The sequence below is a fragment of the Burkholderia diffusa genome, from assembly GCF_902499115.1.
In the GTDB taxonomy this organism is placed as follows: Bacteria; Pseudomonadota; Gammaproteobacteria; order Burkholderiales; family Burkholderiaceae; genus Burkholderia; species Burkholderia diffusa.
In genome coordinates, this window is the sequence record NZ_CABVPN010000039.1 from 1 (window position 1) to 15,777 (window position 15,777).

Annotated in this window: 12 protein-coding genes; 9 read left to right on the top strand and 3 right to left on the bottom strand. The window is 65.9% G+C overall.

The genetic code is table 11. The features are described 5' to 3' along the window. Positions 1-101 precede the first annotated feature (101 nt). From BTE28158_RS29780 to map, 3 genes are read right to left on the bottom strand one after another with little or no spacing between them, the layout of a single operon-like run. Positions 102-1,979 carry a pseudouridine synthase gene (locus BTE28158_RS29780; protein WP_174920241.1) on the bottom strand — a complete coding sequence of 626 codons (1,878 nt, stop codon included), beginning with the start codon at positions 1,977-1,979 and terminating at the stop codon, positions 102-104. A gap of 16 nt (positions 1,980-1,995) precedes the next feature. After that, positions 1,996-4,572, bottom strand: a complete 2,577-nt coding sequence (locus BTE28158_RS29785; RefSeq protein ID WP_151049407.1) for a [protein-PII] uridylyltransferase — start codon at positions 4,570-4,572, stop codon at positions 1,996-1,998. Between the two features lie 59 nt (positions 4,573-4,631). Beyond that, complete coding sequence (map, locus tag BTE28158_RS29790; protein ID WP_124622445.1) at positions 4,632-5,447, bottom strand: type I methionyl aminopeptidase; 816 nt, start codon at positions 5,445-5,447, stop codon at positions 4,632-4,634. A gap of 390 nt (positions 5,448-5,837) precedes the next feature. Between map and rpsB the strand changes: the two genes are divergently transcribed. The 9 genes from rpsB to bamA all read left to right on the top strand — a co-directional run bounded on the left by rpsB (position 5,838) and on the right by bamA (position 15,768). Continuing rightward, a complete protein-coding gene (rpsB, locus tag BTE28158_RS29795) occupies positions 5,838-6,578 on the top strand; it encodes a 30S ribosomal protein S2 (RefSeq protein WP_006483818.1) in 741 nt (246 codons plus the stop codon). Between the two features lie 162 nt (positions 6,579-6,740). After that, positions 6,741-7,622 carry a translation elongation factor Ts gene (tsf, locus tag BTE28158_RS29800; RefSeq protein WP_034188848.1) on the top strand — a complete coding sequence of 294 codons (882 nt, stop codon included), beginning with the start codon at positions 6,741-6,743 and terminating at the stop codon, positions 7,620-7,622. Positions 7,623-7,777: 155 nt separating this feature from the next. Then, complete coding sequence (gene pyrH / locus BTE28158_RS29805; protein WP_011885142.1) at positions 7,778-8,491, top strand: UMP kinase; 714 nt, start codon at positions 7,778-7,780, stop codon at positions 8,489-8,491. Between the two features lie 102 nt (positions 8,492-8,593). Then, positions 8,594-9,154 carry a ribosome recycling factor gene (frr, locus tag BTE28158_RS29810; RefSeq protein WP_006752152.1) on the top strand — a complete coding sequence of 187 codons (561 nt, stop codon included), beginning with the start codon at positions 8,594-8,596 and terminating at the stop codon, positions 9,152-9,154. Positions 9,155-9,202: 48 nt separating this feature from the next. After that, a complete protein-coding gene (uppS, locus tag BTE28158_RS29815) occupies positions 9,203-9,985 on the top strand; it encodes a polyprenyl diphosphate synthase (protein ID WP_006758563.1) in 783 nt (260 codons plus the stop codon). Beyond that, positions 9,979-10,800 (top strand): phosphatidate cytidylyltransferase, encoded by an 822-nt coding sequence (locus BTE28158_RS29820; protein ID WP_151049409.1) that lies wholly within the window; start codon positions 9,979-9,981, stop codon positions 10,798-10,800. The genes uppS and BTE28158_RS29820 overlap by 7 nt, the downstream gene beginning before the upstream one ends. Before the next feature lie 15 nt (positions 10,801-10,815). Further along, entirely contained in the window at positions 10,816-12,012 is a 1,197-nt protein-coding gene (locus BTE28158_RS29825; protein ID WP_059599926.1) for a 1-deoxy-D-xylulose-5-phosphate reductoisomerase, read from the top strand. Between the two features lie 11 nt (positions 12,013-12,023). Further along, on the top strand, positions 12,024-13,397 hold the full coding sequence (rseP, locus tag BTE28158_RS29830) for an RIP metalloprotease RseP (protein ID WP_151049411.1): 1,374 nt from the start codon (positions 12,024-12,026) through the stop codon (positions 13,395-13,397). A 64-nt stretch (positions 13,398-13,461) separates the two neighbouring features. Further along, a complete protein-coding gene (bamA, locus tag BTE28158_RS29835; RefSeq protein WP_059599928.1) occupies positions 13,462-15,768 on the top strand; it encodes an outer membrane protein assembly factor BamA in 2,307 nt (768 codons plus the stop codon). Positions 15,769-15,777 lie beyond the last annotated feature (9 nt).

Sequence of the window (15,777 nt, forward strand, 5' to 3'; positions counted from 1 at the left end):
GAAATACAAAACGCCCGATGCGGTGCATCGGGCGTTCTAGCGCCTGGATACTGTCAACCTATTCCAGGACTTGACACGTCGAAAGCAACGCGTGCCCGCCGTCAGAACGACTCGTCAGCCGACAGGTAGCGCCATTGCCCTTGCGGCAACGCGCCGAGCATCACGCGGCCCATCCGCACGCGTTTCAGGCCGATCACTTCGAGACCGACCAGCTCGCACATGCGGCGGATCTGGCGCTTCTTGCCTTCGCGCAGCACGAAACGCAGCTGTTCGCCGTTCTGCCAGCTCACCATCGCGGGCTTCAGCGGGACGCCGTCGAGCTCGAGGCCGTGACGCAGCTTCGCGAGCGATTCCGCGGGGAAGTGCTGGTCGATGTCGATCAGCCGCTCGCCGAAGCGCACGCGCACCAGGTATTCCTTGTCGATGTCCGACTGCTCGCCGATCAGCTGCTTCGCGATCCGGCCGTTCTGCGTCAGCACGAGCAGGCCGGTCGAATCGATGTCGAGCCGCCCGGCCGGTGCGAGCGCATGCAGGTGCTGCGGTGAGAAGCGCAGTTGCGAGCGGTCGCCGCTCCACTGGTTCGCGCGCGTGATCAGCACCGATGCCGGCTCGTAGCCGTCTTCCGCCTGACCCGACACATAGCCGACCGGCTTGTGCAGCAGGATCGTCACCTGCGCGGCCTGCGCGGCGCTCGCGCGCTCGTCGATCTCGATCTTCTGGTCCGGGCGGACCTTGGTGCCGAGCGTGTCGATGCGTTCGCCGTCGACGAGCACCCAGCCCTTTTCGATCCATTCGTCCGCTTCGCGGCGCGAGCACAGGCCGAGTTCGGACATGCGCTTCGACAGGCGCATCAGGCCCGTTTCGTCGCCGTGGTCGACGTCGGCGGCGCGGCGCTTGACCGGTTGTGCGGTTTTCAGTGCGGCGCCGGTCGAGCGGCGCTCGGTGTTGCTACGCTCGCCGTCGCGTGCAGGGCGCGTCGGGCGGTCGGACGACGTACGGCGTTCGCCGAAGCCGCGCTTTTCGCCTGCGCCGGCCGCCTTGTCGCGATAGGGCGCACGCGCGCCGCCTTCGGCACCTGCGCGGCGCGGACGCGCATCGTCGTCATTGCGACGCGCCGGGCGGTCGGACGACGTACGGCGTTCGCCGAAGCTGCGCTTTTCGCCTGCACCGGCTGCCTTGTCGCGGTAGGGCGCACGTGCAGCGCCTTCGGCGCCTGCGCGGCGCGGACGCGCATCGTCGTCGTTGCGACGCGCCGGGCGGTCGGACGACGTACGGCGTTCGCCGAAGCTGCGCTTTTCGCCTGTGCCGGTTGCCTTGTCGCGATAGGGGGCACGTGCGCCGCCTTCGGCACCTGCGCGGCGCGGGCGTGCATCGTCGTCGCTGCGACGCGCCGGGCGGTCGGACGACGTACGGCGTTCGCCGAAGCTGCGCTTTTCGCCTGCGCCGGCTGCCTTGTCGCGGTAGGGCGCACGTGCAGCGCCTTCGCCACCTGCGCGGCGCGGACGCGCATCGTCGTCGCTGCGACGGGCAGGACGATCGGACGGTGCACGACGCTCGCCGAAGCTGCCCTTCGCGCCATCACCGGCTGCCTTGTCACGATAGGGCGCACGTGCAGCGCCTTCGGCACCCGCACGGCGCGGCCGCGCATCGGGCTTGCCGTCGGCGCCACGATGCGGACGGGCGTCGCCGCGTTCGGCGCGGCCGCCAGGCTTCGCATCGCTGCGATAGCCGCGCTCGGCGCCGCCGTCACGCGGTGCGCGCTTCGCCGGAGCGCGATCCGCACCCTCCGCGCCGCGCGGCTTGAACGCGCGTTCGCCGGCGGCGGCCGGTGCGGCGGCCTTCTTCGGACGCGGCGGCTTGTCGGCCGCGGGCGGCGCGGCGGGGCGCACCGCCTTGCGAGCGACGAGGCTGCCGGAGCGGACGGGTGCGCGGGTCGGCGACGCCGGCCGCGGATTCTTGACGGTCAATTTGGTGCGCATAAACGCTGGGATTCATTCAGACTGCGATCGCGCGCAGCAATTCGGTTTCGAGCTGGATCTGCAAGCGGTTGTCGGACAGGCCGGCACCGTCGAGCAGGAAGATGTCTTCGACGCGTTCGCCGAGCGTATTGATCCGCGCCGCGTGGACGCCGACCCGATGCTCGGCCAGGACGCGCGCGATCGAATAGAGAAGGCCCGGCCGGTCGTTGGCGGACACGGACAGGATGTAGTACTGGCCGCGTTCGTCGGCCCGGAGGTCGACGCGCGGCGTGATCGGAAACGTCCGGGACAGCCGCGACAGGCGACCCTTGGACGGCTCAGGCAGCGACGCGGTTTCGGTAAGGCGCGTCGCGAGTTGCTGTTCGACGAGATTCGCGATGTCACGATAGCGCACGTCGAGTTCGGTCTGCGTGACGATGAAGTTGTCGAGCGCATAGCCGTGCCGCGTCGTGCTGACGCGCGCATCGAGCACCGACAGTCCGTTGCGGTCGAAGTACGCGCAGATGCCCGCGAACAGGTCGGGGCGGTCCTTGACGTACACGAGCACTTGCAGCGCATCGCCGATCGGCGACGGCCGCGCGCGGACGATCGCGGTTTCGGCGTTCACGTGCCGGTACAGCACGCGCGTCTGCCATGCGATGTCGGCCGCGTCGTGGCGCAGGAAAAAGCCGATGTCGAGCTGATCCCACAGCGCGCGGTGCGCGTCCTCGGGCACGGTCTCGAGGCGCAGCAGCGCGAGCGCCTGCTCCTGTCGCGACTTCAGTTCCGAATGCGCGTCGGGATTCGCGCCGCCGAGCACCGCCAGCGTGATGCGGTAGAGGTCTTCGAGGAGCTTGCCCTTCCACGTGTTCCACACCTTCGGGCTCGTGCCGCGGATATCGGCGACCGTCAGCAGGTAGAGCGCGGTGAGGTAGCGCTCGTTGCCGACGACTTCGGCGAAGCGCTTGATGACCTCGGGGTCGCTCGTGTCCTGCTTCTGCGCGACCTGGCTCATCGTCAGGTGATGCTGGACGAGCCACACGATCAGCGCCGCGTCGTCGCCGGCGATCCCGTGCTCGCGGCAGAAACGCCGCGCGTCGGCCATCCCGAGCGTCGAGTGGTCGCCGCCGCGGCCCTTCGCGATGTCGTGGAACAGCGCCGCGACATACAGCACCCACGGGCGCTCGAAATTGCCGATCAGCTGGCTGCAGAACGGGTACTCGTGCGCATGCTCGGCCACCGCGAAGCGGCGAATGTTGCGCAACACCATCAGGATGTGCTGGTCGACCGTGTACACGTGGTACAGGTCGTGCTGCATCTGGCCGACGATGCGGCGGAAATTCAGCAGATAGCGGCCGAGCACGCTCGTCTGGTTCATCAGCCGGAACGCATGCGTGATGCCTTCGGGCTGCTGCAGGATCTGCATGAACGTGCTGCGGTTCTGCGGATCGCGCCGCCACGTGTTGTTCATGATCTCGCGCGAGTTGTACAGCGCGCGCAGCGTGCGGGCGGACAGGCCCTTCACGCCGCGGGTCGCCTCGTACAGCAGGAATGCTTCGAGGATCGCGTCGGGATGGCGTTCGAACACGCCGTCGTCGACGATTTCGAGCATGCCCTGCTTCTCGACGAAGCGATCGGGCGACAGCACGCGCGTGATGCCGCTCGTCGCGGGAAACAGCTGCGCCTCGATATTCTGGATCAGGATCGTCGCCAGCTGCGTGACCGCTTTCGCGGCCCAGTAGTAACGGCGCATCAGCTGCTCGCTTGCGCGTTTGGCCTGCGTCGGCTGGTAGCCGAAGCTTTCTGCGGCCTGCGTCTGCAGGTCGAACACGAGCATGTCCTGGCGGCGGCCGGCGATCACGTGCAGCCGCGCGCGCAACGTCTTCAGGAATCCTTCGTTGCGGCGCAGCTCGCGCGCCTCGCGATCGGTGATGAGACCGCGCGTGTCGAGCTCGCGCCAGCTGCTGCCGAAGCCGGCCGCGCGCGCGATCCACAGGATCGTCTGCAGGTCGCGCAACCCGCCGGGGCTTTCCTTCACGTTCGGCTCGAGGCTGTACGGCGTGTCCTGGAACTTCGCGTGGCGCTGGCGCATCTCGAGCACCTTCGCGGTGAAGAACGCACGCGCGTCGAGCGCCTCGTGATACTGCACGGTGAAGCGCTCGAACAGCGCGGTGCTGCCGACGATGCGGCGCGCTTCCAGCAGCGAGGTCTGCACGGTGACGTCCTGCGACGCTTCCTCGATGCATTGGGCGACCGTGCGCACGCTGCTGCCGATCTCGAGGCCGAGGTCCCATGCCATCCCGATGAAGCGCTCGACGCGCGCGTCGAGCGCCGGGTCGTGCGTATCGGGCAGCAGCACGAGGATGTCGACGTCGGAGTAGGGCGCGAGCTCGCCGCGCCCGTAGCCGCCGACGGCGACGAGTGCGAGCGTCGCGGGCAGCCCGCAGTCGTCCCACACGCGCTTGAGCACATCGTCGGTGAGTTTCGACAGCGCGTGCATCAGCGACGCGACGTTCGTCGCGCTGCGAAAGCGCTCGAGCATGTCGGCCTTGGCGGCCTTGAATTCGGCCCGCCGCGACAGCGCTTCGGGCGAGGGGGCGGCGTGAGCGCTCATGGGCAGGCCGTTCAGGTCAGCAGGTCAGGGGCGGGCGGGGCGGGCTGGCGCGGCGGCGCTCAAACCGCGGCGGCTGGTTGCGCGAACACCGGGCGCGCCGGCGTGCCGGCGGACACGGTCAGCACCTCGTAGCCCGTCTCGGTGACGAGCACCGTGTGCTCCCACTGCGCGGACAGGCTGCGGTCGCGCGTCTTGACCGTCCACTGGTCGGGCATCGTGCGGATGTCGCGCTTGCCGGCGTTGATCATGGGCTCGATCGTGAAGATCATCCCGGCCTTCAGCTCGATGCCGGTGCCCGGACGGCCATAGTGTACGACCTGCGGATCCTCGTGGAACACCGTGCCGATGCCGTGGCCGCAGTATTCGCGCACGACGCTGTAGCCCTGCGCTTCCGCATGCTTCTGGATCGCATGGCCGATGTCGCCGAGGTGAGCGCCGGGCTTGACCTGGTCGATGCCGAGCCACATGCACTCATAGGTGGTCTGTACGAGGCGCTTCGCGAGGATCGAGCCCTCGCCGACGATGAACATCCGGCTGGTGTCGCCGAAGTAGCCGTTCTTGATCACGGTGATGTCGATGTTCAGCGCGTCGCCGTTCTTGATCACCTTCTCGCCCGGAATGCCGTGGCAGATCACGTCGTTGACCGAGATGCAGGTTGCCTTCGGGTACGGCGGATAGCCGGGCGGCTGATAATTCAGCGGCGCGGGGATCGTGCCCTGCTCATTGAGCATGAATTCGTGACAAAGCCGGTCGAGTTCGGCGGTCGTGACGCCCGCGACGACGTGCGGCGTGATGAAGTCGAGCACTTCGCTCGCGAGACGGCAGGCGACGCGCATCTCGGCGATATCGTGTTCGTTTTTGAGCGTAATAGCCATCGAGGTATGCCTGGAATGCGGTGAATTGACGGATTATCGCACCTTATGGCGGGCCTCGCAGCCCCTGCCGGCGGTACCGATGCGGGTTTTCGCGGATTGTCCGGCCGGCTGCCGCGCGGCAAGCGAAAGTGCCGGGCGACTTGAGAGCCGACAAATCGGCGTGCTATACTCTCTGGCTAAGTCGACATCCAAATGCCGAACATGTCCCGTCATGGGGCAGTACCGGACGGCATGGAAATGAAAGACTTGCGGCACGGGCATTTTCGCACGTGCCGAATCGCAAGCCGGCGCAACCAGGGTGCCGGCCGCGTGGAACGAGGAGTCCTTCGGGGCGCGTTCGCGCGGCGGTACGGCAGCCGGCTTAAGACCTAACCCTCGTGGAGAATTTACATGGCAGTCACGATGCGCCAAATGCTGGAAGCGGGTGTCCACTTCGGTCACCAGACCCGTTTCTGGAACCCGAAGATGGCTCCGTTCATTTTCGGTCACCGCAACAAGATTCACATCATCAACCTCGAAAAGACGCTGCCGATGTTCACGGACGCACAGAAGTACGTGCGCCAGCTGGCAGCGAACCGCGGCACGATCCTGTTCGTCGGCACGAAGCGTCAGTCGCGTGACACGATCGCCCAGGAAGCGCAGCGCGCGGGCATGCCGTACGTCAACGCACGCTGGCTCGGCGGCATGATGACCAACTTCAAGACGCTGAAGGTTTCGATCAAGCGTCTGAAGGACATGGAAGCGGCAGTCGAGGCAGGCGAGCTCGAGAAGATGAGCAAGAAGGAAGCGCTGCTGTTCGAACGCGAAATCGCCAAGCTGCAGAAGTCGATCGGTGGCGTGAAGGACATGGGCGGCATTCCGGACGCAATCTTCGTCGTCGACGTCGGCTACCACAAGATTGCCGTGACGGAAGCGAACAAGCTGGGCGTGCCGGTCATCGCCGTGGTCGATACGAACCACTCGCCGGAAGGTGTGGATTACGTGATCCCGGGTAACGACGACTCGAGCAAGGCAGTCGCGCTGTACGCTGAAGGCGTGGCCGACGCGATCCTGGAAGGCCGTGCGAACGCGGTCAACGAAGTGGTCCAGGCAGCGCGTGGCGACGACGAGTACGTCGAGGAAAACGCGTAACTGGCCCCGAGCCGGCGCAAAAAGGGGGCTCTCAACAGGCCCCCTTTTTTTAAGCTTGTGCGCCGGACCTGATCGCGCCGAATCGGTGCGGGTCCGGAAACGATTTTCGGCCGTTCGCGTCCAAGCGGGCGGCGTTGTGAATACAGACTCAAGGAGCGAATGATGGCGGCAATTACCGCAAGCATGGTGGCAGAACTGCGCGCAAAGACCGACGCACCGATGATGGAGTGCAAGAAGGCGCTGACGGAAGCCGACGGCGATCTGGCCAAGGCTGAAGAACTGCTGCGCGTGAAGCTCGGCAACAAGGCGAGCAAGGCGGCATCGCGCGTGACGGCCGAAGGCGTCGTCGCATCGTTCGTCGGCGGCAACGCGGGCGCGCTGGTCGAACTGAACTGCGAAACCGACTTCGTCGCGAAGAACGACGACTTCCTCGCATTCTCGAAGACGGTTGCAGAACTCGTCGCGACGCAAAACCCGGCCGACGTGGCAGCGCTGTCGGCACTGCCGCTCGACGGCTCGACGGTCGACGCAGTGCGTCTGGCCCTGATCGGCAAGATCGGCGAAAACGTGTCGATCCGCCGTTTCGTCCGTTTCGAAACCGCGAACAAGATCGCAACGTACCTGCACGGCGCGCGTATCGGCGTGATCGTCGAGTACACGGGTGCGGAAGAGCAGGTCGGCAAGGACGTCGCGATGCACATCGCTGCGATGAAGCCGGTCGCGCTGTCGTCGGCAGACGTGCCGGCGGAACTGATCGAGACGGAGCGCCGTGTCGCCGAGCAGAAGGCTGCCGAATCGGGCAAGCCGGCTGAAATCGTCGCGAAGATGGTCGACGGCAGCGTCCAGAAGTACCTGAAGGAAGTGTCGCTGCTGAACCAGACGTTCGTGAAGAACGACAAGCAGACGATCGAGCAGATGCTGAAGGCAGCGAATGCGGCAGTGCAGAAGTTCGCGCTGTTCGTCGTCGGCGAAGGCATCGAGAAGCGCCAGGACGACTTTGCCGCCGAAGTGGCCGCACAAGTCGCAGCAGCAAAGCAGCAGTAAGCAGTCAGGCAGTATCCGCGGCGGGCGTCCGCTCCGCCGCGGCCGGCGGCGTCGCCGGCCGGCCGGGAACCCCGTCCGACCGTCGGCGCTTGCCCGAATCAGTATTTCGCCCCTACAGTTCGTGGTTGTCATCCTCTCGTCGCTCGGAAGCCCCTATGTCCAATGCCTATAAACGCGTCCTCCTCAAACTCTCCGGCGAAGCGCTGATGGGCGATGATGCCTTCGGCATCAATCGCGCGACGATCGAGCGGATGGTGGCGGATATCGCCGAAGTCGTGGGTCTCGGCACGCAGCTCGCGGTCGTGATCGGCGGCGGTAACATTTTCCGTGGTGTCGCGGGCGGTGCGGCCGGCATGGACCGCGCGACGGCCGACTACATGGGGATGCTGGCCACGATGATGAACGCACTGGCGCTGCAGGACGCGATGCGCCACGCCGGCATCGTCGCGCGCGTGCAGTCCGCGCTGCGCATGGACCAGGTCGTCGAGCCGTACATCCGGCCCCGTGCGATCCGCCAGCTCGAGGAAGGCAAGGTCGTGATCTTCGCGGCCGGTACGGGCAACCCGTTCTTCACGACGGACACGGCCGCCGCGCTGCGCGGTTCGGAAGTGGGCGCCGAGGTCGTATTGAAGGCGACCAAGGTCGATGGCGTATATTCTGCCGATCCGAAGAAGGATCCGTCGGCCACGCGCTACACGACGATCAGCTTCGACGAGGCGATCAGCCGCAATCTGCAGGTGATGGACGCGACGGCCTTCGCGCTGTGCCGCGACCAGAAGCTGCCGATTCGCGTGTTTTCGATCAACAAGCCGGGCGCGCTCAAGCGTATCGTGCTGGGCGAGGACGAAGGTACGCTCGTCCACGTGTAAACTCCCGCGGATGCGGGCAAGCGGCGTGGGTCGTCGGCCGCGGTGCGTGGCGCGCCGGGCGGGGCCCGCGTTCTTTGAAGGTTGGAAGGTTTGGAGGTTGAAATGAGTGTCGCTGATGTCAAGAAGGGCGTAGAGCAGAAGATGCAGCGCTCGATCGAAGCGTTCAAGAACGATCTGGCGAAGATCCGTACGGGCCGTGCGCACACCGGTCTGCTCGATCACGTGCAGGTCGACTACTACGGTTCGATGGTGCCGATCTCGCAGGTTGCGAACCTGACGCTCGTCGACGCACGCACGATCGGCGTGCAGCCGTGGGAAAAGAACATGGTCGCGAAGGTCGAGAAGGCCATCCGCGAAGCCGATCTCGGCCTGAACCCGGCGACGGCCGGCGACCTGATCCGCGTGCCGATGCCCGCGCTGACGGAAGAGCGCCGCCGCGAGCTGACCAAGGTGGTCAAGAGCGAAGGCGAAACGGCCAAGGTCGCAATCCGCAACCTGCGCCGCGACGCGAACGAAGCGCTCAAGAAGCTCGTGAAGGACAAGGAAATCTCGGAAGACGACGAGCGCCGTGCGAGCGACGACGTGCAGAAGCTGACCGACAAGCACGTTGCCGAAGTCGACAAGCTCGTGCAGAGCAAGGAAGCCGAGATCATGACGGTCTGACGACCGTCCTCGCGCGCCGCCTCTTCCCGCATTACTGTCTCAACGGCCATGACCTATACCAGCTCTACCGTTCGCGTGCCTGACGTCGGCGCCGTGCCGCGTCATATCGCGATCATCATGGACGGCAACGGCCGTTGGGCGACCGAACGCCGCTTGCCGCGCGTCGCGGGGCACACCCGCGGCGTGGATGCCGTGCGGGCGGTGGTCGAAGGCTGCGCGCGCGCCGGCGTCGAATACCTGACGCTGTTCGCGTTCAGTTCGGAAAACTGGCGCCGGCCGAACGACGAAGTGTCGTTCCTGATGCGGCTGTTCATCACCGCGCTCGAACGCGAGATCGGCAAGCTGCATGCGAACGGGATCCGCCTGCGGGTGGTGGGCGATCTCGAGCGATTCGAGCCGCGCATCCGCGAACTGATCCGCCGCGCCGAAACCAAGACGGCGCGCAACACCCGTCTCACCCTGACGATCGCCGCGAACTACGGCGGCCGCTGGGACATCCTGCAGGCGACGAAGAAGCTCGTCGAGCAGGCCGTGCGCGAGGGCCGCGAGGTCGACGTGACCGAAGACGCGTTCGCGCCGCACCTGGCGATGGCCTATGCGCCGGAGCCCGATCTCTTCATCCGCACCGGCGGCGAGCAGCGTGTCAGCAATTTCCTGCTGTGGCAGCTCGCGTACGCCGAATTCTATTTCACCGACAAATACTGGCCGGACTTCGACGGCGCGGCGCTGGCCGACGCGATCGCATCGTATACCGAGCGCGAGCGCCGTTTCGGGCGCACCAGCGCGCAGCTCGAACCACAATCGCAGAACGCCGATTCCCTTTCATGCTGAAGACCCGTGTGATCACGGCGGTCGTGATGCTGGCAGTGTTGCTGCCCGTGACGCTGTTCGCGCCGCTCACCGCGTTCGGCGCGCTGATCGGCGTCGTGCTCGTGTTCGCCGCGTGGGAGTGGGCGCGCCTGCTCAAGCTCGGCGCGACCGGTTCGGTCGTCTACGCGATCGTCGCGGCACTGGCGCTCGCGGCGACCGCGCCGCTCGGCGTCGAAGCCGCTGCGTCCCGTCCCCTTTTTATGGCAGCTGGCGTCTTCTGGCTGCTGGTCGGCCCGTTCTCGCTGCAGCGTAAGCCGGAGCTCGCCGGCGGCGTGTGGCGGCCGTTCCTGCTCGCGGCCGGGCTCGCGGTGTTCGCGGCCTGCTGGCACGCGGTCGTCGCGGCGCGTGCGCAGGGCGTTTCGTTCGTGCTGTCGCTGCTTCTGGTCGTCTGGCTGGCCGATATCGGCGCATACTTCGCGGGCAAGGCCTTCGGAAAGCGTAAACTGGCCGTTACGATCAGTCCCGGCAAGAGCTGGGAAGGCGCGATCGGCGGCTGGCTCGCCGTGATGGTCGTCGCGGGTGTCGCGATGGCCGCGCACTGGTTCGAGCCGACCCTGTTTTCCGCACTCGCCGCGCGTTACGGGATGCCCGGCGCGTGGGCCGCGCTGACGCTGCTGGTCGTCTACAGCGTGATCGGCGACCTGTTCGAGTCGCTGCTCAAGCGTCAGGCGGGCGTGAAGGATTCGAGCGGCCTGCTGCCCGGTCACGGCGGCGTGCTCGACCGCGTCGACGCGCTGCTGCCGGTGCTGCCGCTCGCAATGCTGCTGCTTGGTTAAACCACTATTTCTGTTATGCAAAAACGTCTGACACTGCTCGGTTCCACGGGCTCGATCGGAGACAGCACGCTCGACGTGGTCGCCCGCCATCCCGAGCGTTTCTCGGTCTACGCGCTGACCGCGCACCGCAACGGCGACAAGCTCGTCGAGCAGTGCCTGCGCTTCGCGCCCGAAATCGCGGTGGTCGGCGATGCGAACACGGCGGCGCACGTCGAGGCGAAACTGCGCGCGGCGGGCAGCAAGACCACGGTGCTGTACGGGCCGCAGGCGCTCGTCGACGTGTCGAAGAGCGACGGCTGCGATACGGTCGTCGCCGCGATCGTCGGCGCTGCAGGCCTTGCGCCGAGCCTCGCGGCCGCGCGCGCCGGCAAGCGCATCCTGCTCGCGAACAAGGAATCGCTCGTGATGTCGGGCGCGATCTTCATGGACGCCGTGCGCGACCATGGCGCGATCCTGCTGCCGGTCGACAGCGAACACAACGCGATCTTCCAGTGCATGCCGCGCGACGAGAACGAACACGGCGGGATCTCGAAGATCATCCTGACCGCATCGGGCGGCCCGTTCCGTACGCGCGAGCCGGCCACGCTCGTCGACGTGACGCCGGACGAAGCGTGCAAGCACCCGAACTGGGTGATGGGCCGCAAGATTTCCGTCGATTCCGCGACGATGATGAACAAGGGCCTCGAAGTGATCGAGGCGCACTGGATCTTCGGCTTGGCCGGTGACCGGATCGACGTGCTGATTCACCCGCAGAGCGTGATCCATTCGCTCGTGTCGTACCGCGACGGCTCGGTGCTCGCTCAGCTCGGCAATCCCGACATGCGCACGCCGATCGCGCACGCGCTCGCGTTCCCGGAGCGCGTCGACGCCGGTGTCGACCAGCTCGACCTCGCGCAAATCGCGCAGCTGTCGTTCGAGAAGCCCGATTACACGCGCTTCCCGTGCCTCGCGCTCGCGCTGAAGGCGCTTGAGGAGGGCGGTATCGCGAGCGCCGCGTTGAACGCGGCGAACGAAATCGCGGTCGAAGCATTTCTCGAACGCCGGATCGGCTTCATGGCGATCGCGGCGACGGTCGATGCGGTGCTCAACGCGCTGCCGAACCGTAACCCGAACGGGCTCGACGACGTCCTTGCGGCGGATGCCGAGGCACGCCGCCTCGCCGCCGAGATCATTGCGAAAGCGCCTGCGCCACGCGTGGAGCGCGCTGTCTGAATGAGGTGCTCATGAACGTGCTGGTCGAACTGATCGCGTTTGCCGTGGCGATCGGGGTGCTGGTCGTCGTGCATGAGTACGGACATTATCGCGTCGCGCGCTGGTGCGGCGTGAAGGTGCTGCGTTTCTCGATCGGCTTCGGTCAGCCCGTCGCGCGCTGGGTCAGCCGCAGGACGGGCACTGAATGGACGCTCTCCGCGTTGCCGCTGGGCGGTTACGTGAAGATGCTCGACGAGCGTGAACCGGGGTCGAGCGTCAAGCCCGAGGAACTCGATCAGGCGTTCAACCGGCAATCGGTGTTCAAGCGCATCGCGATCGTCGCCGCCGGCCCGATCGCGAACTTCCTGTTGGCAATCGTCCTCTTTTCCGCTGTATTCGCGACCGGCGTGACCGAGCCGGCCGCGGTGCTCGCGCCGCCGGCTGCCGGCACGGTGGCGGCTCGCGCGGGCTTCGACGGCAGCGAGACGATCGTGTCGATTCGCGACGCCGACGGCGGCGAGGCCGCGTCGGTGCGCTCGTGGTCGGACCTGCGCTGGAAGCTGCTGTCCGCCGCGTTCGATCATCGCGAGGTCGTGCTCGGCGCGCGCGACGGCGGTTCGGCGACGTTCGACTTCCGGGTCGACCTGCGCAATGTTCCCGAAAGCCAGCTCGACGACGATTTCATGATGCGCCTGGGCTTCGAGACCGGCGGCGGCACGCTGTCGGTGGCGTCGGTGCAGCCCGGCAGCGCGGCCGAGCAGGCGGGCCTGAAGGCCGGCGACAAGCTGCTGGCGCTCGACGGCAATCCGATCGGCGGCGCATCGCGCTTCATCGACGCGGTGAAGCACCATGCGGGCCAGCCGGTCGAGCTGCGGGTCGAGCGCGGCGGCGCGACGCAAACCGTGCAGATCGTGCCGCAGGCGCAGCGCGATGATGAAACGGGGCAGCAGATCGGCCGCATCGGCGCGGCGCTGTCGATGCACACGCCGTCGGTCGACGTGCGCTATGGGCCGATCGAGAGTCTGCGGCTCGGTGCGCACCGCACGTGGGACATTGCGATTTACTCGCTGAAGATGTTCGGACGGATGATCACGGGCGATGCGTCGCTGAAGAATCTGTCCGGCCCGGTGACGATTGCCGACTACGCCGGCAAGAGCGCTCGGCTCGGTCCGTCGGCCTTCCTGTCGTTCCTCGCCCTTGTCAGCATTAGCCTCGGGGTGCTGAACTTGCTGCCGATTCCCGTTTTGGACGGGGGGCATCTGTTATATTATCTGGTTGAAGCCGCGACCGGGAAAGCCGTCTCGGAGCGTTGGCAGCTGATTCTGCAAAGAGCCGGGTTGATCTGCATCGTCGCGTTGTCGGCGATCGCGCTGTTCAACGACCTGGCTCGGTTAATCCATTTCTGAAGCGTCAGGCGGCGGCCAGTCGGCCGCCGCCTGATTTGATGCAGCTAAATATTGGGGATGCACGTTGTTCAAACCTCATCGCTTTGTACCTAAGACAGTTGCAGCGGCCGCGCTCGCCGCGCACGGCCTCGCGGCGCATGCAGCGGCACCGTTCGTGGTGCAAGACATCAAGATCGAGGGGTTGCAGCGCGTCGAAGCGGGTTCGGTGTTTGCCTACCTGCCGATCAAGCAGGGCGATACCTTCACCGACGACAAGGCATCCGAAGCAATCCGCGCGCTGTACGCGACGGGCTTCTTCAACGACGTGCGCATCGCCACCCAGGGCAACGTCGTGATCGTGCAGGTGCAGGAGCGTCCGGCCATCGCGTCGATCGACTTCACCGGCACGAAGGAATTCGACAAGGACAACCTGACGAAGGCGCTGCGCGCGGTGGGTCTGGCCGACGGCCGCTACTACGACAAGGCGCTCGTCGACAAGGCGGAGCAGGAGCTCAAGCGTCAGTACCTGACGCGCGGCTTCTACGCGGCCGAGGTCAAGACGACGATCACGCCGGTCGACGCGAACCGCGTGTCGATCCTGTTCGCGGTCGCCGAAGGCCCGAGCGCGAAGATCCGCCAGATCAACTTCATCGGCAACAAGGCGTTCAGCACCAGCACGCTGCGCGACGAAATGCAGCTGTCGACGCCGAACTGGTTCTCCTGGTACACGAAGAACGACCTGTACTCGAAGGAAAAGCTCACGGGCGACCTCGAGGCCGTGCGCTCGTACTACCTGAACCGCGGCTACCTCGAGTTCAACATCGAGTCGACCCAGGTGTCGATCTCGCCCGACAAGAAGGACATGTACCTGACGGTCACGCTGCACGAAGGCGAGCCGTACACGGTGTCGGGCATCAAGCTGTCGGGCAATCTGCTCGATCGCGAAGCCGAACTGAACAAGCTGATCAAGATCAAGCCGGGCGATCGTTTCTCGGCCGAAAAGCTGCAGCAAACGACGAAGTCGATCGTCGACAAGCTCGGTGAATACGGTTACGCATTTGCGACCGTCAACGCGCAACCGGACATCGACCAGGCGAACCACAAGGTGAACCTGAACCTCGTCGTCGATCCGAGCCGCCGCGTGTACGTGCGCCGCATCAACGTGGTCGGCAACACGCGTACGCGCGACGAAGTCGTGCGCCGCGAAATGCGCCAGCTCGAAAGCTCGTGGTTCGATTCGAACCGCCTCGCGCTGTCGAAGGATCGCGTGAACCGTCTCGGCTACTTCACCAACGTCGACGTGACGACGGTGCCCGTCGAAGGCACGAACGACCAGGTCGACGTGAACGTGAAGGTCGATGAAAAGCCGACCGGCGCGATCACGCTGGGTGCCGGCTTCTCGTCGACGGACAAGGTGGTGCTGTCGGCCGGCGTGTCGCAGGACAACGTGTTCGGTTCGGGCACGAGCCTGTCGGTGAACGTCAATACCGCGAAGAGCTACCGTACGCTGACCGTCACACAGGTCGACCCGTACTTCACGGTCGACGGCATCAAGCGGATCACGGACGTCTACTACCGCACGTACCAGCCGCTCTACTATTCGACGAGCTCGAGCTTCCGGATCATCAGCGCGGGCGGCAACCTGAAGTTCGGCATTCCGTTCTCGGAAGTCGACACCGTCTACTTCGGCGCGGGCTTCGAGCAGAACCGTCTCGACGTCGACTCGAACACGCCGCAGAGCTACCAGGATTACGTGAACGAGTTCGGCCGCGTGTCGAACACGGTGCCGCTGACGGTCGCATGGTCGCGCGACGCGCGTGACAGCGCGCTGATCCCGAGCCGCGGCTACTTCACGCAGGCGAACGTCGAATACGGCGTGCCGGTCGGCAAGATCCAGTACTACAAGGCCGACCTGCAGGCGCAGTACTACTATTCGTTCTCGCGTGGCTTCATCCTGGGCCTGAACCTGCAAGGCGGCTACGGTAACGGTATCGGCAACCCGTACCCGATCTTCAAGAACTACTACGCGGGCGGTATCGGCTCCGTGCGTGGCTACGAGCCGAGCTCGCTGGGCCCGCGCGACACGAAGACGAACGACCCGATCGGCGGTTCGAAGATGCTGGTCGGCAACATCGAGCTGACGTTCCCGCTGCCGGGCACCGGCTACGACCGCACGCTGCGCGTGTTCACGTTCCTCGACGGCGGTAACGTCTGGGGCAACGCGCCGGGCGGCACGAGTACCGGCGCGAACGGCCTGCGTTACGGCTACGGTGTGGGTCTCGCCTGGATCTCGCCGATCGGCCCGCTGAAGCTGAGCCTCGGCTTCCCGCTGCAGAAGCATGAAGGCGACCAGTACCAGAAATTCCAGTTCCAGATCGGGACGGCGTTCTGATCGAACGCA

Coding starts and splice junctions, on each gene's coding strand:
- frr (WP_006752152.1), top strand. CDS start 8,594: ATGAGTGTCGCTGATGTCAAGAAGGGCGTAGAGCAGAAGATGCAGCGC.
- uppS (WP_006758563.1), top strand. CDS start 9,203: ATGACCTATACCAGCTCTACCGTTCGCGTGCCTGACGTCGGCGCCGTG.
- pyrH (WP_011885142.1), top strand. CDS start 7,778: ATGTCCAATGCCTATAAACGCGTCCTCCTCAAACTCTCCGGCGAAGCG.
- BTE28158_RS29825 (WP_059599926.1), top strand. CDS start 10,816: ATGCAAAAACGTCTGACACTGCTCGGTTCCACGGGCTCGATCGGAGAC.
- tsf (WP_034188848.1), top strand. CDS start 6,741: ATGGCGGCAATTACCGCAAGCATGGTGGCAGAACTGCGCGCAAAGACC.
- BTE28158_RS29780 (WP_174920241.1), bottom strand. CDS start 1,979: ATGCGCACCAAATTGACCGTCAAGAATCCGCGGCCGGCGTCGCCGACC.
- rseP (WP_151049411.1), top strand. CDS start 12,024: ATGAACGTGCTGGTCGAACTGATCGCGTTTGCCGTGGCGATCGGGGTG.
- BTE28158_RS29785 (WP_151049407.1), bottom strand. CDS start 4,572: ATGAGCGCTCACGCCGCCCCCTCGCCCGAAGCGCTGTCGCGGCGGGCC.
- rpsB (WP_006483818.1), top strand. CDS start 5,838: ATGGCAGTCACGATGCGCCAAATGCTGGAAGCGGGTGTCCACTTCGGT.
- BTE28158_RS29820 (WP_151049409.1), top strand. CDS start 9,979: ATGCTGAAGACCCGTGTGATCACGGCGGTCGTGATGCTGGCAGTGTTG.
- map (WP_124622445.1), bottom strand. CDS start 5,447: ATGGCTATTACGCTCAAAAACGAACACGATATCGCCGAGATGCGCGTC.